Annotated in this window: 21 protein-coding genes and 1 pseudogene; 9 read left to right on the top strand and 13 right to left on the bottom strand. The window is 68.8% G+C overall.

Features of this window, described 5'->3' with window-relative positions; all coding sequences use genetic code 11:
• Positions 1-47 precede the first annotated feature (47 nt).
• Positions 48-1,283 carry an MFS transporter gene (locus AB4Z47_RS01680; protein WP_441947526.1) on the top strand — a complete coding sequence of 412 codons (1,236 nt, stop codon included), beginning with the start codon at positions 48-50 and terminating at the stop codon, positions 1,281-1,283.
• A 41-nt stretch (positions 1,284-1,324) separates the two neighbouring features.
• Here the strand turns inward: AB4Z47_RS01680 and AB4Z47_RS01685 are convergent, their stop codons facing one another.
• Entirely contained in the window at positions 1,325-1,678 is a 354-nt protein-coding gene (locus tag AB4Z47_RS01685; RefSeq protein ID WP_441947527.1) for a DUF3099 domain-containing protein, read from the bottom strand.
• A gap of 138 nt (positions 1,679-1,816) precedes the next feature.
• Between AB4Z47_RS01685 and AB4Z47_RS01690 the strand changes: the two genes are divergently transcribed.
• The gene (locus AB4Z47_RS01690; protein ID WP_406279822.1) at positions 1,817-2,062 is read left to right on the top strand and encodes a DUF3039 domain-containing protein; all 246 of its coding nucleotides are present in this window, start codon (positions 1,817-1,819) and stop codon (positions 2,060-2,062) included.
• Positions 2,063-2,130: 68 nt separating this feature from the next.
• Here the strand turns inward: AB4Z47_RS01690 and AB4Z47_RS01695 are convergent, their stop codons facing one another.
• The gene (locus AB4Z47_RS01695; protein ID WP_441947528.1) at positions 2,131-3,168 is read right to left on the bottom strand and encodes a YihY/virulence factor BrkB family protein; all 1,038 of its coding nucleotides are present in this window, start codon (positions 3,166-3,168) and stop codon (positions 2,131-2,133) included.
• 290 nt (positions 3,169-3,458) lie between these two features.
• Between AB4Z47_RS01695 and AB4Z47_RS01700 the strand changes: the two genes are divergently transcribed.
• Positions 3,459-5,210 carry a DEAD/DEAH box helicase gene (locus AB4Z47_RS01700; RefSeq protein ID WP_441947529.1) on the top strand — a complete coding sequence of 584 codons (1,752 nt, stop codon included), beginning with the start codon at positions 3,459-3,461 and terminating at the stop codon, positions 5,208-5,210.
• A 23-nt stretch (positions 5,211-5,233) separates the two neighbouring features.
• Here AB4Z47_RS01700 and AB4Z47_RS01705 read toward each other — a convergent pair whose 3' ends face one another.
• A complete protein-coding gene (locus tag AB4Z47_RS01705) occupies positions 5,234-5,836 on the bottom strand; it encodes a TetR/AcrR family transcriptional regulator (protein ID WP_441947380.1) in 603 nt (200 codons plus the stop codon).
• Positions 5,837-5,943: 107 nt separating this feature from the next.
• Here AB4Z47_RS01705 and AB4Z47_RS01710 point away from each other — a divergent pair, with 107 nt between their 5' ends.
• Positions 5,944-6,684, top strand: coding sequence for an SDR family NAD(P)-dependent oxidoreductase (locus AB4Z47_RS01710; RefSeq protein WP_441947381.1), 741 nt, complete (start codon positions 5,944-5,946; stop codon positions 6,682-6,684).
• On the opposite strand, the gene AB4Z47_RS01715 is transcribed toward AB4Z47_RS01710, so the two are convergent.
• Together AB4Z47_RS01715 and AB4Z47_RS01720 are read right to left on the bottom strand one after the other, a co-directional pair.
• Positions 6,685-6,975 carry a helix-turn-helix domain-containing protein gene (locus AB4Z47_RS01715; protein ID WP_441947382.1) on the bottom strand — a complete coding sequence of 97 codons (291 nt, stop codon included), beginning with the start codon at positions 6,973-6,975 and terminating at the stop codon, positions 6,685-6,687.
• A gap of 136 nt (positions 6,976-7,111) precedes the next feature.
• Positions 7,112-7,396: pseudogene (locus AB4Z47_RS01720) on the bottom strand (AraC family ligand binding domain-containing protein); the annotation flags it as partial.
• Positions 7,397-7,575: 179 nt separating this feature from the next.
• On the opposite strand from AB4Z47_RS01720, the gene AB4Z47_RS01725 reads away from it, so the two are divergent.
• Positions 7,576-8,073 carry a class I SAM-dependent methyltransferase gene (locus AB4Z47_RS01725; protein ID WP_441947383.1) on the top strand — a complete coding sequence of 166 codons (498 nt, stop codon included), beginning with the start codon at positions 7,576-7,578 and terminating at the stop codon, positions 8,071-8,073.
• A 531-nt stretch (positions 8,074-8,604) separates the two neighbouring features.
• Here AB4Z47_RS01725 and AB4Z47_RS01730 read toward each other — a convergent pair.
• Positions 8,605-9,159, bottom strand: a complete 555-nt coding sequence (locus AB4Z47_RS01730; RefSeq protein WP_441947384.1) for a hypothetical protein — start codon at positions 9,157-9,159, stop codon at positions 8,605-8,607.
• Positions 9,159-10,916: a DEAD/DEAH box helicase gene (locus tag AB4Z47_RS01735; RefSeq protein ID WP_441947385.1), complete on the bottom strand. Its 1,758-nt coding sequence runs from the start codon at positions 10,914-10,916 to the stop codon at positions 9,159-9,161. Before AB4Z47_RS01735 ends, AB4Z47_RS01730 begins: the two co-directional genes overlap by 1 nt.
• A gap of 157 nt (positions 10,917-11,073) precedes the next feature.
• Here AB4Z47_RS01735 and AB4Z47_RS01740 point away from each other — a divergent pair, with 157 nt between their 5' ends.
• Positions 11,074-11,790, top strand: a complete 717-nt coding sequence (locus tag AB4Z47_RS01740) for a TetR/AcrR family transcriptional regulator C-terminal domain-containing protein (RefSeq protein ID WP_441947530.1) — start codon at positions 11,074-11,076, stop codon at positions 11,788-11,790.
• A gap of 104 nt (positions 11,791-11,894) precedes the next feature.
• On the opposite strand, the gene AB4Z47_RS01745 is transcribed toward AB4Z47_RS01740, so the two are convergent.
• Positions 11,895-12,089: a DUF7455 domain-containing protein gene (locus AB4Z47_RS01745; protein ID WP_036538000.1), complete on the bottom strand. Its 195-nt coding sequence runs from the start codon at positions 12,087-12,089 to the stop codon at positions 11,895-11,897.
• 277 nt (positions 12,090-12,366) lie between these two features.
• Here AB4Z47_RS01745 and AB4Z47_RS01750 point away from each other — a divergent pair, with 277 nt between their 5' ends.
• A complete protein-coding gene (locus tag AB4Z47_RS01750; protein ID WP_441947386.1) occupies positions 12,367-12,726 on the top strand; it encodes a DUF952 domain-containing protein in 360 nt (119 codons plus the stop codon).
• A gap of 1 nt (position 12,727) precedes the next feature.
• On the opposite strand, the gene AB4Z47_RS01755 is transcribed toward AB4Z47_RS01750, so the two are convergent.
• Both AB4Z47_RS01755 and AB4Z47_RS01760 read right to left on the bottom strand, forming a co-directional pair.
• Positions 12,728-13,375, bottom strand: coding sequence for a response regulator (locus AB4Z47_RS01755; protein WP_441947387.1), 648 nt, complete (start codon positions 13,373-13,375; stop codon positions 12,728-12,730).
• Positions 13,372-14,565 carry a sensor histidine kinase gene (locus tag AB4Z47_RS01760; protein WP_441947388.1) on the bottom strand — a complete coding sequence of 398 codons (1,194 nt, stop codon included), beginning with the start codon at positions 14,563-14,565 and terminating at the stop codon, positions 13,372-13,374. The genes AB4Z47_RS01755 and AB4Z47_RS01760 overlap by 4 nt, the downstream gene beginning before the upstream one ends.
• A 93-nt stretch (positions 14,566-14,658) precedes the next feature.
• Here AB4Z47_RS01760 and AB4Z47_RS01765 point away from each other — a divergent pair, with 93 nt between their 5' ends.
• A complete protein-coding gene (locus tag AB4Z47_RS01765; RefSeq protein ID WP_441947389.1) occupies positions 14,659-15,141 on the top strand; it encodes a cation:proton antiporter regulatory subunit in 483 nt (160 codons plus the stop codon).
• A 4-nt stretch (positions 15,142-15,145) separates the two neighbouring features.
• A complete protein-coding gene (locus AB4Z47_RS01770) occupies positions 15,146-16,330 on the top strand; it encodes a cation:proton antiporter (protein ID WP_441947390.1) in 1,185 nt (394 codons plus the stop codon).
• On the opposite strand, the gene AB4Z47_RS01775 is transcribed toward AB4Z47_RS01770, so the two are convergent.
• The 3 genes from AB4Z47_RS01775 to ppgK form a co-directional block, all read right to left on the bottom strand.
• A complete protein-coding gene (locus tag AB4Z47_RS01775; RefSeq protein WP_441947391.1) occupies positions 16,331-17,089 on the bottom strand; it encodes a rhomboid-like protein in 759 nt (252 codons plus the stop codon). It lies immediately after the preceding gene.
• A gap of 298 nt (positions 17,090-17,387) precedes the next feature.
• On the bottom strand, positions 17,388-18,770 hold the full coding sequence (locus AB4Z47_RS01780; protein ID WP_441947392.1) for an RNA polymerase sigma factor: 1,383 nt from the start codon (positions 18,768-18,770) through the stop codon (positions 17,388-17,390).
• A 193-nt stretch (positions 18,771-18,963) separates the two neighbouring features.
• Entirely contained in the window at positions 18,964-19,722 is a 759-nt protein-coding gene (gene ppgK / locus AB4Z47_RS01785; protein WP_441947393.1) for a polyphosphate--glucose phosphotransferase, read from the bottom strand.
• Positions 19,723-19,724: the final 2 nt, after the last annotated feature.

Below are 19,724 nucleotides of genomic sequence, written 5' to 3' on the forward strand. Positions count from 1 at the left end.
AGACGCCGCCGACCCCGGTTCCCGTCGACACCGCGCGCCAGCCGCGCATGCACCCCGCATGGCTGGTCGCGGGGGTCGGGTTCGTCGCGCTACTGGGCGCCGCCGCCTTTCGGTCGGTGCCGAGCGTGCTCATGGACCCGCTGCACGAGGAGTTCGGCTGGTCGCACGGCACCATCGGCACGGCCGTCTCGCTGAATCTCCTGCTGTACGGTCTGATCTCGCCGTTCGCGGCGGCGCTGATGGACCGGTTCGGCATCCGCAGGGTGGTGACCTGCGCGCTGGTGCTGGTCGCCGCAGGCAGCGGGCTGACAGTGTTCATGTCCGCGCCCTGGCATCTGATCCTGACCTGGGGCCTGCTTGTCGGCGTCGGGGTCGGGTCGATGTCGATGCCGTTCGTGGCGACCATCACCGGCCGCTGGTTCGTGCGGCAGCGCGGTCTGGTCACCGGCGTGCTCACTGCGGCGGGCGCGACCGGGCAGCTGATCTTCCTGCCGCTGGTATCGGCGCTGGCGCATGCGCACGGCTGGCGGTTGCCGTCGCTGATCGTGGCGGGTGCGGCGCTGGCCGTGGCGCCGCTGGTGCTGCTCTTCATCCGGGATTATCCGAGCGATGTCGGCGCGACCGCTTACGGTGCCGAGCCGGGCAGCTCGATCGGAGTACGTGTGCGAGCCGCCGGTGGCGCATCCCGCGCGCTGACCGTGCTCGGCCGGATCGCGCGCAGGCCCGGATTCTGGCTGCTGGCCGGGGGATTCGCTGTCTGTGGCGCGTCGACCAACGGCCTGGTCGGCACCCATTTCGTCAGCGCGGCGCACGATCACGGCATGCCCCCGACCACCGCGGCGAGCCTGCTCGCGGTCGTCGGCATCTTCGACGTCGCGGGAACCATCGCTTCGGGCTGGCTGACCGACCGTGTCGACCCGCGCTACCTACTGATCGGCTACTACACGTTGCGCGGCTTGTCGCTGCTGATCCTGCCCTCGCTGCTCGGTCCGGACACGCAGCCGAGCCTGTGGGTTTTCATCATCTTCTACGGCCTGGACTGGGTCGCCACGGTGCCACCGACGGTCACGCTGTGCGGGGAACTGTTCGGCAACGATGGCCCCGTCGCGTTCGGCTGGGTCTTCGCCTCCCATCAGATCGGCTCGGCCGTCGCGGCCACCGGCGCGGGCGTCATCCGTGACATGCAAGGCAGCTACAACCTGGCCTGGTACCTCGCGGGCGCGCTCTGTGGCGCCGCCGCGGTGATGTCGGCTGTCATCCGTCGCGCTCCGCAACTGTCCTGACGCCGGGATCTCCTCGGCGCCGTGGATTCAGTGCGCCGAGCTCAGCTGTCGATGGCGTTGTGCGGGCGCGACTCGATGGCGGTGCGGGGCCGGTCCCAGCGGCTGGGCTCGTCCTTGCGCCGCGGCGGGCGGTCGTTGGCGATGAGGACCGCGATCCATGGCAGGGGGATGGAGGCGACGATGATCAGGATGGACAGCAGGGGATTGCCGAAGGCGCTGTAGGCGGCCGCGGCCAGGATCAGGCACGGGATGCGGAACGCCATGATGATGGTGTACCGGCGGACGCGTGCGCGGTGCTGGTCCTCCAGCGACGGCGCGGCCTCGGTGATCAGCACCGGGTGTTTGTCGTCACTTCCTGGAAAGTATCCGGAGGAGCGGCGGGGCTGCGTCGGCATCGTCACGTCGGGGTGCTCTTCGCGGTCGCGGCCGTCGGCGGAGGGGGGATCGCCGTTCTGCTGCATACACCGAGTCTTCCACTAGCGGTCCGTCCACGCACACACCATGGTCAGCCTCTGATCCCGCGATGCGGCATCATGGAATGCGTGAGCACCGACACCATGGTTCGCCCGGATACGACGACCGACGAGACGACGGGCGACGACACCCCGAAGTTCTTCCACTACGTCAAAAAGGACAGGATCGCCGAGAGCGCCGTCATGGGCACTCACGTGGTCGCGCTGTGCGGAGAGGTCTTTCCGGTGACCCGTTCGGCCAAGCCCGGCTCGCCGGTGTGCCCGGAGTGCAAGAAGGTCTACGACGGCCTTCGCAAGGGTGACTGAGTGTCGTCGCCCCCATGCGGCATCGACGGCCGCGGCGATGGCGCGCGCAACGGTGAGACTGTCACGAATTAGGGATCGGTCGAGGACGGTGCCGGCCCGCCGGTCGAGGGCGGCGCGGCGCGGCGCGGGTCCGGCGTGGTCGGGGCTGGCGGAGATTCGTCCTCGGTCGGCGCTTCGGCGTTCGCGCCGCTGTCGCCACGCACCTGATTGGCGATCCACTCCTTCACCTGCTCCATACGCGTCGCGCGGGCGGGCCAGAATTCCTGCACTGCGGCGTTGAACTCGGCGCCGAGGATCACCGCGAAGCCGAGGAAGTACGTGAACAGCAGAAACGCGATCGGGGTGGCCAGCGCGCCGTAGGTGACGCCGGTCCTGCTGACCCACGCCAGGTAGCGTCGCAGCACCTCGCTGGCCGTCATGAAGAACACCCCGGCCACCATCGCCCCGCCGAAGAGCCGGTGCCAGGGCAGCGATGTGTGCAGCGCCAGCTTGTACAGGGTGGTGAGCCCGATGATCAGGAGCAGGCCGACGCCCGGGTAGTAGAAGAAATCCAGCAGCTGCAATCCGGTCGCCCGCCAGGCCGAGGGCAGTACCCGCCCGATCAGCGTCGGCCCCAGCGCCACCAGCGGCAGGATGAACACCGCCGCCACCAGGAACAGCACATACAGCAGCAGAGCGAAGATGCGCTGCCACACCGGATGCCGCGCGTCCTGCTGGTCGTGCGCCTCGACGATCGCGTCGACGAACGTGGCCATCGCCGACGACCCGGCCCACAGCGACAGCACGAATCCCACCGACACCACCGCGCCCCGCCCGCGTCCGAGCACGTCCTGCACTGTCGGCTGGATCAGATCCGACACCACGGTGGCGCTGAACAGGTCGCGGCTGAAAACGATGATTTTGGACTCGACGATCTCCACCGTGTCCGGGCCGAACCACCCCCCGACGTACCCGAGGCTGCCGAGCACCCCGAGCAGCAGCGGCGCGAGCGAGAGCGTCTGCCAGAACGCCGCCGCGGCCGACTTGGCGAAGATCGAGTCCTCCCATGCCTTCTCCGCCACCCGCACGACCAGCGTGACCGTCTTCCTGCCCGCGTGCGCCGCCATCGCGCCCGTTCGGTCGGCCCACGTCCTGGTGCGCACCGCGGCGGAGTGCGAGGATGCGCCGGTCCGCGGCGGATCGCTGGTGAGGGCAGTGTCGTCGGTCATCGTGCCTACAGCATCGCGTACTTCGCGTGTTCGCATCGGTTTGTCGGTGCGACGTGTCGGTGGGCGTCGGAACCTCCATTGTCCTGGCAGGTGACGTGTGATGCCCATCGCGCACACCGCGTCGGTTTGGCGACACGCCGTGCCGGGCCGCTATGGTCGTCTGCGTGACTGGGTCGGGTGGCGCCGCTGTGGCGGGAGAAGCGGAGACGCCGAGCGATTCGGGAGTAGCGAGCACGGGCGTCGGTGGCGCCCTACGCGCCTGGCAGCGACGTGCGCTGACGAAATATCTGGCCACGGCACCCCGGGACTTCCTCGCGGTGGCTACCCCGGGCGCGGGAAAGACCACCTTCGCGCTGCGCATCGCCGCGGAGTTGCTGTCCGACCGCACCGTGGACCAGGTCACAGTGGTCGCGCCGACCGAGCATCTCAAGCACCAGTGGGCGCAGTCCGCGGCCCGCGTCGGGATCGCGCTGGACTCGCGGTTCTCCAACTCCACCGGCGCAACCTCGGGTGACTATCACGGCGTCGTGGTCACCTACGCGCAGGTCGCCGCGCATCCCTTCCGGCATCGGGTGCGCACCGAAAACCGCAGGACCCTGGTTGTTCTGGACGAGATCCACCACGCGGGCGATGCGAAGAGTTGGGGTGACGCGACGGCCGAGGCATTCGGGGACGCGACCCGCCGCCTCGCGCTGACCGGGACCCCGTTTCGCAGCGACGACAGCCAGATCCCGTTCGTCGTCTACGAACCCGACGAGTCCGGCTTCCCGAAGTCTCGCGCCGACCACACCTACGGCTACGCCGAGGCCCTTGCCGACGGTGTCGTGCGCCCGGTGGTTTTCCTCGCCTACTCCGGTGAGGCGCACTGGCGCGACAGCGCGGGCGAGGAGTACTCCGCCCGTCTCGGCGAACCACTGAACGCCGAGCAGACCGCCCGAGCTTGGCGCACCGCGCTGGACCCGGCGGGCGACTGGATATCCGCGGTGCTGCGCGCCGCCGACATCCGGCTGCGCCAGAAGCGCGCCTCCGGCATGCCCGATGCGGGCGGGCTGGTGATCGCCACCGACCAGGAACGCGCCCGCGACTACGCCGAACTGCTGGAACATATCTCGGGTGAGAAGCCGGCGCTGGTGTTGTCCGACGACCCGGCCTCCTCGAACCGGATCGCGGAGTTCAGCACCAACACCCAGCCGTGGATGGTCGCGGTGCGCATGGTGTCGGAGGGCGTCGACGTGCCGCGCCTGGCGGTCGGCGTGTATGCGACCAGCGCTGCCACCCCGCTGTACTTCGCGCAGGCGATCGGCCGCTTCGTGCGCGCCCGCAAGTCTGGGGAGACCGCGAGTGTGTTCCTGCCTTCGGTGCCGGTGCTGCTGGATCTGGCCGCTCAGCTGGAGTTGCAGCGCGACCACGTCATCGGTAAGCCGCACCGGGAGAAGAACGGCCTCGACGACGAGCTGCTGGTAGACGCCAACAAGCAGAAGGACGAGCCGGGCGAGGACGAGAAACCCTTCGTCGCGCTGGCGGCCGACGCCGAACTCGATCAGGTGATCTACGACGGATCGTCCTTCGGTACCGCCACCTTCGCAGGCAGCGACGAAGAGGCGGACTACCTGGGTATTCCCGGGTTGCTCGATGTCGAGCAGATGCGCGCGCTGCTGCGCGACCGGCAGGCCCGTCAGATCGCCGACCGTGGCGGGGCAACGGCCGCCCCTGAGCCCGGCCCGCAGGTGGCCAGCGCCGCTGAACGCGTCGCCACTGCCGACCGGCTCGGCGAACTGCGCCGGGAACTCAACAGTCTGGTGGCCATGCACCACCACCGCACCGGCAAGCCGCACGGCGTGATCCACGGCGAACTGCGCCGCGAATGCGGTGGTCCGCCCACCGCGCTGGCCACTGCCGAACAACTGGGCGAGCGTATCGCCGCCCTGCGGCGGAAGTAGATGCCGCCCGCGCGACTGTCGCGTCAGGTCATCGGGACGGGCCAGGCGGCCATGGCGCAGTCGATGGAAGCGGTGAGGTCCGCCAGAGAGGCTCCGTCGCGGGCCTGGATGGACAGGCCGTAGAGGACCGTGGTGTAGAAGCTCGCCAGGGCGGCGGTGTTCGTCCCCGCCGGCAGATCACCCTCGACGACGCCGCGGGCGAGGCGCTTGCGGATGTCTTCGGTTGTCTCGCGGCGCTTTTCGATCAGAAAGTCGCGGATGCTCGTGCTGCGGGTGGTATAGGTGGAGCCCGCGAGTACCACCATGCAGCCGTGCGGCTTGTTCTCCTCGGTGTAGGCGGCGGCGTTGTCCCGCAGCATCGACTCGATGCCGGCCCGCGCGGTCGGCGCTGCCCGTAGCGCGCGGTCGGTGTAGCCGCCGTCGGTTCGCCCATACAGGCCGATGGCCTCGCGGAACAGCGCCTCCTTGCCGCCGAATGCGGCGTACAGACTGGGGGAGTTGATGCCCATCGCGGTGGTGAGGTCGCTCATCGAGGAGCCCTCGTAGCCGTGCTCCCAGAACACCTCCATGGCACGGCGCAATGCGGCTGCGCGATCGAATGCGCGCGGCCGTCCCCGTTCCGCCATAACGAAATCCTTTCTGTGCCGATCGTTAAATATACCCATTGACACCGACGCCTCCGATGCGGTTGGCTATTTATGTACTGATCGACACAAAATAGGGAGAAGCTCCGATGTCGGACCTCACGGGCAAAGTGGCACTGGTGACCGGCGGTAGCCGCGGGATCGGGGCGGCGATCGCCCGCCGCCTCGCCCAGGCGGGCGCGGATATCGCCCTGACCTACCAGAACGCCCAGGGGCAGGCGAAAACCGTAGCCGGTGAAGTCGAGGCACTCGGCCGCCGCGCGATCGCGATCCAGGCCGACAGCGCCGACGCTGCCGCGGTACGCACCGCGGTGGATCGGGCCGCCTCCGAACTCGGCGGGCTGGACATCCTGGTCAACAACGCGGGCATCTTCCCGGCCAAGCCCTTCGAGAAGTTCACCGTGGCCGAGATCGACAACGCGCTCAACGTGCACGCCCGCGCCGCGTTCGTCGGCGCACAAGCGGCGGTCCCGCACATGACGGATGGCGGCCGGATCATCAGCATCGGCACCAATCTGTCCGAGCACGCGCCTTTCGGCGGCCTCGCGCTCTACAACCTGAGCAAGTCCGCGCTCAACGGCTTCACCAAGGCGCTGGCCCGCGAACTCGGCCCGCGCGCGATTACCGTGAACCTGGTGCAGCCCGGGTCCACCGACACAGACATGAACCCCCAGGACGGCGACCATGCGCCGCTGCAGCGCGACCTCACCGCGCTCGGCCGCTTCGGTGCCGCCGACGACGTCGCGGCCACGGTGGCCTTCCTGGCTGGCCCGTCCGGCCGCAGCGTCACCGGCGCGTTTTTCACCGTGGACAGCGGCACCAACGCCTGATCATCCGGTGAAGTACCGCCCCGGCGACACACCGACCGCACGTCGAAACGCCGCGACGTACGCGCTCGGCGTCGCGTAGCCGACCCGGCCCGCGATCCTGGCGATCGGCAGCCCGGCCGCGAGCAACGGCAGCGAGGCGGCCAGCCGGATCTGGGTGCGCCACTGGCCGAAGCTGATTCCGGTCTCCGCCACGAACAGCCGGGCGAGCGTGCGCGGGCTGGCGGCAACGTCGGCGGCGAACTCGGCGAGGGTTCGTGTGTCGGCCGGATCGGCGACGAGCGCGTCGACCACCTGCCGCGCGGGGGTCGGTGGGCTGTTGCGCGCCGATCGGGATCACCTCGACCGGTTCCAGCAGATCGAACACCACAGCCTCGGCGCGCGCCCGGCGGGCCGGGGCGGTGTCGGGTGTGGTGAGCAGGTCGAACAGCTCGTGCAGGAGACGGGTCACGCGCAGCATGGTCGGGTGTTCGAAGGATACCGAGCACCGGTCGGGTTCGACGTAGATGCCGCGCATCGCGGCGCCGTCGGAGGTGCCGGTACGGTGCGCGGTGCCGCCGGGGATCCACAGCGCCCTGGTCGGTGGCAGCACCCAGCGATTGTCGCGCACCTCGACAGCGATGGCTCCCCGTGACGCCCAGGCGATCTGGTGCTGGGGATGTTCGTGCAGCTCGAACCAATGCCCGGCCGGGAGCACCCCGGCGCCGAACACCATGGCTGTCGCCCCAGGTGGGGCGGGCTGAACTACAGCGTGGCCGTTCTGCGACACAGTCTGTCACCGTAGCCTGTCGTCCCCGGCACGATCCGTTCCTAGCGTTGGCGTCATGGCGATGAACATTTTCCACCGGCTGCTGTGCCGCTCGTCGATGTGGGAGCGGACCAGCGCGACGCGTATTGTGCCGTGGGCTGTCCGGTCTCGATCTCGGGGACGAGGCCCTCGAGATCGGCCCCGGTTACGGCGCCAATGTGTCCGCGCTGCTGGACCGGACCGCGACCCTCACCGGCGTCGAGATCGACCCGGCACTGGCCGCACGGCTGCGCGCCAGGCACGGCGGCGTGATGACCGTGATCGACGGCGACGGCACCGACATGCCCTTGCCGCCAGGGGAGTTCGACTCCGTGGTGTGCTTCACCATGCTGCACCACGTGCCGACGGCAGGGCAGCAGGACGCGCTGTTCGCCGAGGCCCTGCGGGTGTTGCGGCCTAGCGGGGTGTTCGCTGGTAGTGACGGTCTCGACGGGCGCCTGTTCCGGCTGATGCACCTGGGCGACACCTGCGTGCCGGTTCCACCGGAGACCGCCGCCGACCGGTTGCGCAGGATCGGCTTCACCGACGTCGAGGTCGACACCGGGACATCGAGTTTCCGCTTTCGGGCCAGACGGCCGGACTGAGTTGCCGTACTAGACCGACCGACCTGTCCCGGCCTCGGCCCAGTCCGGCCCGGCCTGAGATGGGTTCGGCTCGCTCTCGGCTCTCGGCTCTCGGCTCTCGGCTCTCGGCTCTCGGCTCTCGGCTCTCGGCTCTCGGCTCCGGCGTCCGGCCCGGACCCGCCTGGAGTCGTCCCGGTCCGGCTCCGCGGGTCCCGGCCTAGGCCGGTCTGAGGAGTTACCTGAAATGTGAGTGTTTGTATGACCACTCCCAGTTCAGACAGCCATTCCTTACGAAATGGCGTCCCGCCCTGCTGGTCGGAGGGCCGTGGGGGTAGACGCTTCCACGCCACCTGCCTTCCCCGCCTCGGTAGCGGGGCGGACTTCCGGTCGGCTCCACGTCCTTCCCCAGCCCGATGACTGGCGGCCGGGCTATTCCCGGTGCCGGTCCCCGATTCACCGTCGGCGACGGCATCGCCCAGGGAGTGGACAAACCAACACCCGAAAACCATTTGTCCTGCGGCAGATCGGTTTTCGCCCCCACAGACCGATGGCTCAGCTCGGCACCGTCCCGAAGAAATCTGCCGGGTCGAGCGCGCTGATCGGTGTCCAGCGTGCCGAGAGTGCGGATACTGCCGAATCGCGCGGCGCCACATCGAAATAGCCTTGGACCTCCAGGGCGAGCCGCGGGTTCTCATCAATCCGGCGCGCCATCTCGTAGTACACGGCGAGCACGTGCAGACAGCGCGAGGTACGCGCCGGGCACGAGCAGTCGGTGCCCGCGAGAACCGGTGTGAGCGCGATCCCGGCCGCGACGACCGCCCGATGCATGTCATCGGTCAGCACGGTCGTATCCGGAACGATCTGCGCGATGGCGGTGATCACCGTCCTGGTAAGCGGCGCGATCTCCAGCTGGGTCACCGAGGCCTGGCCGCCACGATGGATGGTGGCGCGCACGATCCGGCCCTCGACGGTGACCCGCACGCCGTTGTTCCGTGCGATGCTGCGGGCGCGGGGAAGCAGGGGATCGGGCCTGGTCTGCCGTAGCGGCTCGGCGAGGCGGACCCAGTCCATCCCCCATGCGGTGTAGCCGAATTCGTTGTCCGCCATCAGCTCTCCCTCTTGCGGCGCAGGATTTCGATCAGCTGGTCGTCGCCGAGCCCCGCCAGCGCGGCGATCCCCGCCGCGTCGCTGAGGTCGGTCAGCGCCGCCTTGCGGTCGTGCATGCCCGCGATGTGCTCCTCGACGGTGGTGGTCGATGTGAGCGTGGTGACGGTGACCGTGCGGGTCTGGCCGATCCGGTGCACCCGGTCGGAGGCCTGCGCCTCCACCGCGGGGTTCCACCAGCGGTCGAAGTGGATGACGTCGGCGGCGCGGGTCAGCGTGAGACCGGTGCCTGCCGCGCGCAGGCTCAGCACCAGCACCGACGAACCTTCCTCCGTCTGGAACCGGGACACGATCTCGCCGCGTTCGGTCTGGCTCAGCCCGCCGTGGAAGAACGGCGCGGCTACCCGGAGCTGTTCGGCGAGGTGGCGCACGAGCAGCTCGCCGGTTTGCCGGTACTGGGTGAAGACCAATGTCGGACTGGCGGTTTCGAGGTTGGTGGCCAAAATATCGGTGCACAGGTCGAGCTTTCCGGACCGGCCGGCCAGTTCGCCGAGGTCGCCGGTGACCAACCCGGGGTGGTTGCAGACCTGCTTGAGCGAGGTCAACGCCGCGAGCACGCGGCCGTGGCGCTCGATGCCGGAACCGAATCCATCATCGATGGCCTGCGCGAGCACCAGATCGTAGAGCTCCTCCTGCTCGGCGGTCAGGTCGCAGAGCAGGTCGCTGTGGATCTTCGCGGGCAGCGCCGCGGCGACCTGGATCTTCCTGCGCGCAAGCACGACCGGTTCGATGGTGTCGCGCAACCGCGCCGCGGCGGCCGCCGACCCGTCCTGGATCGGCCGAACGAACCGCCGCCGAAACTGCGTCCTATGCCCGAACAGCCGGGGCGCCACCAGGTGCAACAGCGCCCACAGCTCGTCGAGATGGTTCTCCACCGGCGTACCGGTCAGCGCGACCGCCGCGGCGGCGTCGACCGCACGGGCAGCTTTGGCGACCTGGGTGCGCGGATTCTTCAGTGCCTGCGCCTCATCGAACACCGCCGTCGCCCAGCGCCGCCCGGCGAGCAGCCCTCCGTGCAGTCGCAGGGTCGGGTACCCGGTGACCACAACGGTCCCCGCGTCGGCGGCGATCGCGCCGCCACGCCAGACGATCGCCCGCAGTCCCGGCGCGAACCGTTCGATCTCGTGCACCCAGTTTCCGACCAGCGAGGTCGGGCAGACCACGAGCTGCGGCCCCGCATCGGCCCGTCCGAGCAGGAAGCCGATGGCCTGCACCGTCTTGCCCAGGCCCATCTCGTCGGCGAGCACCGCGCCGCCGTGCGCGTCCGTGGTCTCGCGCAACCAACCGACTCCACGCGCCTGATAGGGCCGCAACTGCGTTTTCAGCGCGGAGCGCAGCTCCGTCGTCACGGCTTCGGTCTCCCGCAAGACCCGCAGTGCGCGCTCGGCCGACACGATCGCGGTGCCGCAGGCGTCCGGCACCGCGTGGGCCGCTACCGGCAGAGGTGGTCCTGTGCTCCCCGTCGCGGCGTCCGCATCGGCGGCGTGCAGTGCGTCCTGCCAGAGCAGGAGCGACCGACCCGGGTATTCGATCGACAGGTCCGCGAAGGTCTCGGGATCCACGAGCGTGGTGTCGACGTCCACGACCTCGATCGCCTCGCTCGCGCCGACCGGGACGGCCAGCGCGAGGGTTTCGCGGTCGCCGTCACCGTTCGGTGCGGGTCCGGTGCCGCGTCCCGTCCACGTCCAGAGCGCGAACATGTGCCGATCCGGCAGGTAGGTGGCCTGTGTGCTGCGCAGAACGAACCCCTTAAATCAACGTATGGCGTACGGAGTACCGTACAACGTACAGCGTACTGGATTTGTTCCGAGGAGCCCCTTGAGCGAGGAAAACGACGTCGAACAGGCGAGACGGCTGATGAGCCTGCTGTGGCGGCACGAGCTTCCGCCGCGCCCCACGGGCCGCGGGCCGAAGCAGACGGTCAGCCTGGACGCGGTGGTCGCCGCCGCGATCGCGCTCGCCGACCGGGAGGACTACGCGAAGGTCTCCATTCGCGCGGTCGCCGCCGAGCTGGGATTGCGCCCGATGAGCCTGTACACATACGTGCCGAGCAAGGACGCCCTCACGGTCCTCATGGTCGACGCGGTCGCCGACGAGGACGTCCCCATTCCCGGAGATCTCTCGCCTCGCGAGCGAATGGCCGCCCTCGCCCGCCAGGTCCGCGCCGAACTGATCGCGCATCCCTGGCTGCTGGAGGTCTCACCCTGGCGGCTCGTGCTCGGTCCCGGACGCATGCGCCGCTACGAACGGCAGCTCGCCGCCATCGAGGACATCGGTCTGTCGGATGTCGGCATGGACCGGGTGATCGCCGTGCTGTCGGAATTCGCCACCGGCAACGCCCGGGTGGCTGTCGCCGCTGCCCGTGACACGCGGCGGATGAGTGACGCCCGGTGGTGGGAGGTGCACGGCCCGTTGCTCGGCGAGGTCATGCCGTCGAGTCTGTTCCCGCTGTCGTCGCGAGTCGGCGCCGCAGTCGGCGAGCTGTACCAGGCACCGGCCGACCCCGACGGCGGATTCGAATACGGACTCGCCAGGCTGCTGGATGGCATTCTGCCCGAGGTTTCCGTGGACTGACCGGTCCCGGACATGCTGACGGCGGGCGACCTGTTGGTCGCCCGCCGTCGACGGAAACGATGTTCTGTTGTTCGATGCTGTTGTGTCAGGACGCGAGGAGCAGATCAGAGGGCGGGAGCGGACTCCGTGTCGATCACGGCATCGAGCTCACGCAGCCGATCCATGTGTTCGTTCGCGTGGTGCTGGCAGAAGAGCAACTCTCCACCTGCGGGCAGTACGGCACGCACTCGGGCAGCCGCCCCGCAACGGTCGCAACGATCGACCGCGGTCAGTGGGGTGCTTGTCAGGGTTCCTGGCATGACTCCTCCGTCCTGGCTCCCGGTCCTGACGACCGTTCGCCTGGTGTGGGGCCCGTGGTCACTCACCACGAGCTCGCTACCGCTACTTCTCAGCAGGGGTATGACTACTCTGTCAGACGTTCGGGACGGGGGCTTTGTTCCCGCGGGTGATTCTGTGTGTTTTCGATAACACGACCAGGGATTTTCGCTACGGGCGAACATTACAGGTCACGTCGTCGACCACCGCTCGATCACCACCTCGAATCGGCCGATCCAGTTGTCCACCGGGAGATTACCCGTGACCTACGACACTCACACGCTTGTTCATCTATGTACGTTGGCCGAGTGGCTTTCCGCTCGGCAAACGGGTGAGTACCGCGCGCCGTCGCTCGACGCGGAGGGGTTCATCCACCTCTCGGCGCCGCAGCAGGTGCACCTGCCCGCCAACCGGCTGTACGCGGGACGGCGGGATATGGTGCTGTTGCGCATCGACCCCAGCCGGGTGGGATCGCCCATCCAATGGGAGCCGGGCGTGCCGACCGATCCCGAGTCGATGCTCTTCCCGCACTTGTACGGCCCACTGCCGGTGGGGGCGGTCACGGCCGTCGAGGAGTACCGCCCCGCCGCGGACGGCGTGTTCGTCCCCCTCGGCAGGTGAGCTATCGGTCGCGGATCTCCCGGGCCGTGATGGCGGCCTGGACCCGCGACCGCACACCGAGTTTCGTCAGCACGCGCGAGACGTGCGTTTTGACCGTGGTCTCGCCGATGAACAGCCGGCTTGCGATCTGCGCATTGGACAAGCCGTCGCCGAGGCAGTCGAGCACCTCGCGTTCCCGCTCGGTCAAATCGTCCAGACCGTGCGGAATCGGTTGCGGCGCATCATAATTCGTCGACGCGAACGCCGAAATCACCGCCGCGGTCACCTCCGGGGCCAGCACGCCGTCACCCGCCGCTACCGCGCGCACCGCCGCGACCAGCGACTGGCCCGACGCGGATTTCAGAACGAATCCCGCGGCGCCCGCGCGCAGCGTGCGGAAGACGTACTCGTCCAAGTCGAACGTGGTCAGGATGAGTACTCTGGCCAGTCCGTCGGCCGTGATCCGCGCGGTCGCGGTGATTCCGTCCACGCCGGGCATCCGCACGTCCATCAGCACCACGTGTGGACGTAGCGCTGCGGCCTGGGCCACCGCGACGTCGCCGTCGGCGGCCTCGCCCACCACCTCGATATCCTCCTCGACGTCCAGGATCACCCGCAGGCCCGCGCGGATCGCGGCGTGGTCGTCGGCGATCACCACCCGAATCGTCATGATCCGCCCTCGATGCCGAGCGGCAGCCGTGCCAGCACCTCCCAGTAGCCGGAATGCGGTCCGGCGCGGAAGCTTCCGCCGAGCGCGCCCGCCCGTTCGCGCATGTTCACCAATCCGCGGCACCCACCCTCTGCGTCCGGACGTGGCGGCGGCACCGGCGCGGTCGGATTGCGGATCGACACGCGCAGCACCTCGTCCTCGGCGCGCACGTCGATGGAGACCTCCTGTCCCGGTGCATGTTTCATGGCGTTGGTCAACGCCTCCTGGACGATGCGGTACGCGGCCTGGTCGACCGCGCTGGACAAGGCCGCGCCGTCGAGCGTCGATCGCGCACGCACCGTGATCCCGGCCGCACGTGCCGCGTCCACCAGCATCGACAGTTGTGCGAGCCGCCGCGGCGCGGTCACCTCGTCCTCGGTGCCGCCGCTGCGCAGCAACCCGATCATCGTGCGCATCTCCTGCAGTGCGCTGACGCTGTTCGAGCGGATGGACCGCATGATCCCGCTGAGCGCGGGATCGGCGTCGCGGCGGGCCAGCACCCCCAGCGCTGCCTCGGACTGGATTGCGATCGCCGACAGATGCCCGGCGATCACGTCGTGCAGGTCGCGTGCCATCGTGGTGCGCTCGTCGGCGATGGCCGCGCGGCGGTCGAGCGCGGCGACCAGAGTCAGCGCTTGTGCGCGGGTGCGTTCGGCGTCAGCGATCTCCTTGTGCGTGCGGACCGAGTTCGCCCACCAGATCGGCGTGGCCACGAAGCTGAACACCGCCACCAGTGCCAGCGCGACCGAACGCAGATCCCCGGTCAGCGTCAGCGTCAGCGTCACGACAAAGCCGGAGAACACCGACCAGCACACCGCGGTGATCCGCGACGCCCGGCCTCCGGTGTACAGCACGGCGGAATAGATCAGGTCGGCGTAGATGATCCACACCGGCACCGTCGCGCCGAGGCAAGTGTCCACGGCCAGCGGGAGGAGGCCACCGAGCATGGCCCACACCGGTTTTCGGCGACGGAAGAAGGTCGCGACGCACAGCGCGACCAGCACGCCGAGGCGCATCCACAGCGACAGCTCCCCGCCGCGCTCGGTCATGGTGGACAGGCCGGTGCGATACAGCGCCGCGCCGCCTGCGAAAGCGCCGAGCGCACCGAGCGCGTCCCGCGTCGTCTCCGGCAACTCCGACCACCGCCTCACGCCTCAATCAGAGCACAGCTCTCTCGCCGCGCCGTCGGCCGAAGTGATGACCGCGCGGTTTATCGACTCGGACATCCGGCTAATCTGGATATCGTGAACGTCGACGTCACCGCACTACCCGGGATCGGTGTCCGCAAAGACTTCGAAGTGCGTTCCGGCCGCCGCATCGGCGTGGTCGCGCACCGTGACGGTGACATCGACCTCATCGTCTCCAAGTCCGACGATCCCGATGCCTGCGCCGCGCAGGTCCCGTTGACCACCGACGAGGCGGCGGTGCTCGCCAACCTGCTCGGCGCGCCGCAGCTGGTCGCCAAGCTCAACGACGACCACCGCGACCTGCCCGGGATCACTACCCGTCAGCTGCCGATCGGCGACGACTCTCCCTACGACGGTCGCACCCTCGGCGAGACCGAGATGCGCACTCGCACGAAGGTCTCCATTGTCGCGGTCATGCGGGCGGGGCAATTACATCCGTCGCCCGGCCCCGATTTCACCTTCACCGGAGGAGACCTGCTCGTGGTCGTCGGCACCCCGGACGGCTTGGACGCCGCCGCGAAGATTTTGACGCACGGCTGAGCACGTGACGGACACCGCGCTCGCCCTGATCGAGCTCGGAGCGGTTCTTTTCGCCCTCGGCATGCTGGGTCGCGTCGCGGGCCGAGTCGGCTTGTCACCGATTCCGCTGTACCTGCTCGGTGGTCTCGCCTTTGGTCAGGGTGGCTTCATTCAGCTCGGTGCAGCCAACGAATTCGGCCATATCTCCGGCGAAATCGGCGTCGTGCTGCTGCTGTTGCTGCTCGGCCTGGAGTACACGGCGGCGGAACTGATGACCGGGCTGCGCCGCTCATGGGCGGCCGGCCTGCTCGACATCGTGGCCAACGCGACGCCGGGCGCGCTGGTGGCGCTGATACTCGGCTGGGGGGTCAACGGCGCGATCACGATGGCGGGCGTCACCTACATTTCGTCCTCGGGGATCGTCGCCAAGGTCCTCGACGATCTGGGGCGCCTCGGTAATCGCGAGACACCGGTGATCCTGTCCATTCTGGTGTTCGAGGATCTGGGGATGGCGGTGTACCTGCCGATCCTCACGACGGTTCTCGCGGGGCTGAGCTGGGTCCGCGGATTGCCCGCGCTGGGGATTGCCCTGATGACCGTCACGGTGGTGCTCTTCGTCGCGCTGCGTTATGGCCGCCATGTCTCGGCCATCGTGGACAGCGCCGACCGCGAGGTGTTCTTGCTCAAGCTGCTCGGCGCGGCGCTGCTGGTGGCGGGCGCCGCCTCGGCGCTGAGCGTGTCGGCCGCGGTCGGCGCGTTCCTGCTCGGCATCGCGATTTCCGGCTCTACCGCGGCCGAGGCGGCGAAGCTGCTCGAGCCGCTGCGTGATCTGTTCGCGGCGATCTTCTTCGTGGCCTTCGGACTGAGTACCGACCCGAGGTCGATTCCGCCGGTGCTCGGGTGGGCTCTCGCGCTCGGGGCTACCACCATGCTGACGAAGGTCGCTACCGGATGGTGGGCCGCGAGCAGGCAGGGCATCCGCCGGATGGGCCGGGCGCGGGCCGGTGCGGCACTGGTCGCCCGGGGCGAATTCTCGATCGTCATCGCGGGGCTGGCGGTGAGCATGGGCGCGGTCGACGGGCAGCTCGCTGCCCTGGCATCGGCTTACGTGTTGCTGATGGCGGTGCTCGGCCCGGTGGCGGCGCGGGTGGTCGAACCGGTGGCCGGGCTGGTGCAGCGCCGGGTACCGCCCGAGCCCGCCGTCTCCTGATCAGGACTGTGCTGTCTCGGCGCGCATCTCGGCCTTGCGCTTCAGCCAGCGCCAGAACGTGGTCGCGGTCGCGCCGACCAGCAGGCCGATCGCGGCAGCGCACAGGTGGCCGTAGTCGGTAAAGGTCGGACCGATCCACAGTGCCGCGCCGAGCACCATCAGAATCGTCCCCGCCCACCCCAGCCGGACCACGCCGCGGAACCGGAACGCCAGCGCGGCCAGCACGGCCGAAAAGCCGTAGCTGGTGCCGACATCCGCGGCGACGGCCACTTTATGGGGAATGAGGCCGCGATCTATGGCGTTCGAGATGCCGGTGACGGTCAGCAGCGTCGCCCCGATGTGCCCGGTGGCGAACAGAAGTATCCAACGTCCGGTGCCCAGCCATCGCTCCGCGTAAGCCATCACGATCAGGAAGCCGGCGATAGTCGTCCAGGGGAAGCCGCCGTCAGTCCAGAAGGCTGAGGCCACCAACACCTGTACCGGGTTGTGCCGCATGTTGTAGAGGTTGGTCGAGGCGGAGAAGATCAGCCGGCGCTCGACTGTGCCGCCGACCCCGCGCAGCGTCCACCAGGTGACGAACAGAGTGAAGGCGTACGCGGTGCTGGCCGGGGCGGCCCCCAGGTGTTCTCGAACCGCGGGCACGATCCGACGCGGCAGTCCGGGGCGGCGTAGCCACGCCCAGGCGACGCGCAGTTCGGCGCGCAGGTCGATGGTTCTGGTCCAGGGCGACCGAAACTGGCTGAGGGTTGAGGCAACCACCCCGCAAGTGTGCCGTGCGCGGCGTCGTCGCACCGTGTGTGCTGTGTCACTGGCTCGCAGACCTCGAGGGATCTGCACCCGCTGCTGGTGAACACGGTGGTCGGTTTCATCGGTCCGAGCGCACGGTGCGCAGTCCAGGCTGGACGCACCCTGATCGACGCGATCACGCCGAGTACTCGAGGTGATCATGCCCAGCAGATACGCCATACGCGTGCACCGGCAAACGCGCGACGCCCGCATTCATCGCGCGCTGGAACGAGAAGCGGCACAACGAACACGGGCGTCGCGGCGGGGTGACCTAGTCCAGGTAGTCGCGCAGGACCTGCGAGCGGCTGGGGTGGCGCAGTTTGCTCATGGTCTTCGACTCGATCTGCCGGATGCGCTCACGGGTCACCCCGTACACCTGGCCGATCTCGTCGAGGGTGCGCGGCTGGCCGTCGGTGAGGCCGAACCGCAGGCGGACCACGCCCGCCTCGCGCTCCGACAGTGTCTCCAGCACGGACTGCAGCTGGTCCTGCAGCAGCGTGAAGCTCACCGCGTCCACCGCGACTACGGCTTCGGAATCCTCGATGAAGTCGCCGAGCTGGCTGTCACCCTCGTCGCCGATGGTCTGGTCCAGCGAGATGGGCTCACGCGCGTACTGCTGGATCTCCAGCACCTTCTCCGGAGTGATGTCCATTTCCTTGGCCAACTCCTCCGGCGTCGGCTCGCGGCCGAGGTCCTGGAGCAGCTCGCGCTGGATGCGGCCGAGCTTGTTGATGACCTCGACCATGTGCACCGGGATGCGGATGGTGCGGGCCTGGTCGGCCATGGCGCGGGTGATGGCCTGCCGGATCCACCATGTCGCGTACGTGGAGAACTTGTAACCCTTGGTGTAGTCGAACTTCTCCACCGCGCGGATCAGACCCAGGTTGCCCTCCTGGATCAGGTCCAGGAACGCCATGCCGCGGCCGGTGTAGCGCTTGGCCAACGAGACGACCAGGCGCAGGTTGGCCTCGAGTAGGTGATTCTTGGCTCGATTGCCGTCGCGGACGATCCAGTTGAAGTCGCGGCGCATCGCGACCGGCAGCTTCTCGCCCTGCTCGGTGAACTCGCGCACCTTCTCCGCGGCGTAGAGGCCCGCCTCGATCCGCTTGGCGAGCTCGACCTCCTCCTCGGCGTTGAGCAGCGCGACCTTGCCGATCTGCTTGAGGTAGGCACGGACCGAGTCGGCCGAGGCGGTCAGCTCGGCGTCCTTGCGGGCCTGGCGCAGTGCCTCCGATTCCTCTTCGTCCCAGACGAAATCGCCGGAGGCCTTGTCCGCGGCGGTCGGCTCGTCGGCACCTTCGCTTTCGGCACCTTCGCTTTCGGCTTCCTCGGCGACGTCGTCGACCAGTTCGTCGCCATCGGCGAGATCTTCCTCGGACACCTCCAGCTCGCCGAGGTCGTCGATATCGAGCGACTCGTCCCCGAGCGACTCATCGGCACCGGGCTCGCCGTCCGGACCCGCTTTCTTGGTTGCCTTCTTCGCCGGAGCCTTGGTCGCCTTGGCGGCCTTCTTGGCGGGAGCCTTCTTGGCGGCAGCGGCCTTTTTCGCCGGAGCCTTCTTGGCGGCAGCCTTACGGACCGGCCGTGCTGCGGTTACATCTGCGGAGTCGGCATCGGCCGATTCGGCGGTCTGACGGGTATTCGTGGCTACCACGTACGCCCTTTCGTGACGGTCTCGTGCGGCGTCACGCCAGAGTGGTTTCCGGCGGAGCGGTCTGTCGGGTTGCACCGGCGGAGGGCCGGTCGGGGTTTCTCCGGCTCAGCCGGGCACGTTCCATTGTAACGATCTAACCAGGGTACCTATTGCACGATGCCAGGAACGGTATCCGCCGCCGCGCCCGCGCGCCTCAGGGGGTGATTCCCGCATCGATCGCCATGGCGGCGCCGACAATGCCCGCGGTGTTCCTCAGATGCGCGGGGATGACCGGAGTTCGGTTGGTGAGCAACGGAATCCACTGGTCAGCGTCCCTGCTGATGCCGCCGCCCGCAACGAACACGACCGGCCAGAAGAGGTTCTCCATCCCGATCAGCACCGTACTCACCTCAGCGGCCCACTGCTCGTAGGACAGGTCGTCGCGGTCTTTCACCGATGCCGCGGCGCGGTGCTCGCTCTTGGTGCCGCCGATCTCCAAATGGCCGAGTTCGGTGTTCGGCACCAGCGTGCCGTGGACCAGCAGCGCGGAACCGATGCCGGTGCCGAAGGTAAGCAGCAGCACCAGGCCGGCGAAATCCTTTGCCGCGCCGTAGCGGTCTTCGGCCAAGCCGGCCGCGTCCGCGTCGTTCAGCACGGTGACTTCGCGACCGCCGAGCGCGTCGGAGAACAGTGTCCGCGCGTCGGTGCCGATCCACGATTTGTCGATGTTGGCCGCCGTCTGCGCTACGCCGCCGAGCACCACCGCCGGCAGCGTGACGCCGACCGGACCCGCCCACTCGGCCTCGGCGACCAGCTCGGCCACCGCCTCGGCGACGGCGAGGGGTGTCGCCGGATGCGGCGTCGCGATCTTGATCCGCTCGTGGACCAGGTCGCCGGTGGCCAGATCCACCGCGGCGCCCTTGACACCGCTGCCACCGATATCGATACCGAATGCGTGCCCGCGAGCGGACATGA

The sequence above is a fragment of the Nocardia sp. 2TAF39 genome, assembly GCF_052114905.1.
In the GTDB taxonomy this organism is placed as follows: Bacteria; Actinomycetota; Actinomycetes; order Mycobacteriales; family Mycobacteriaceae; genus Nocardia.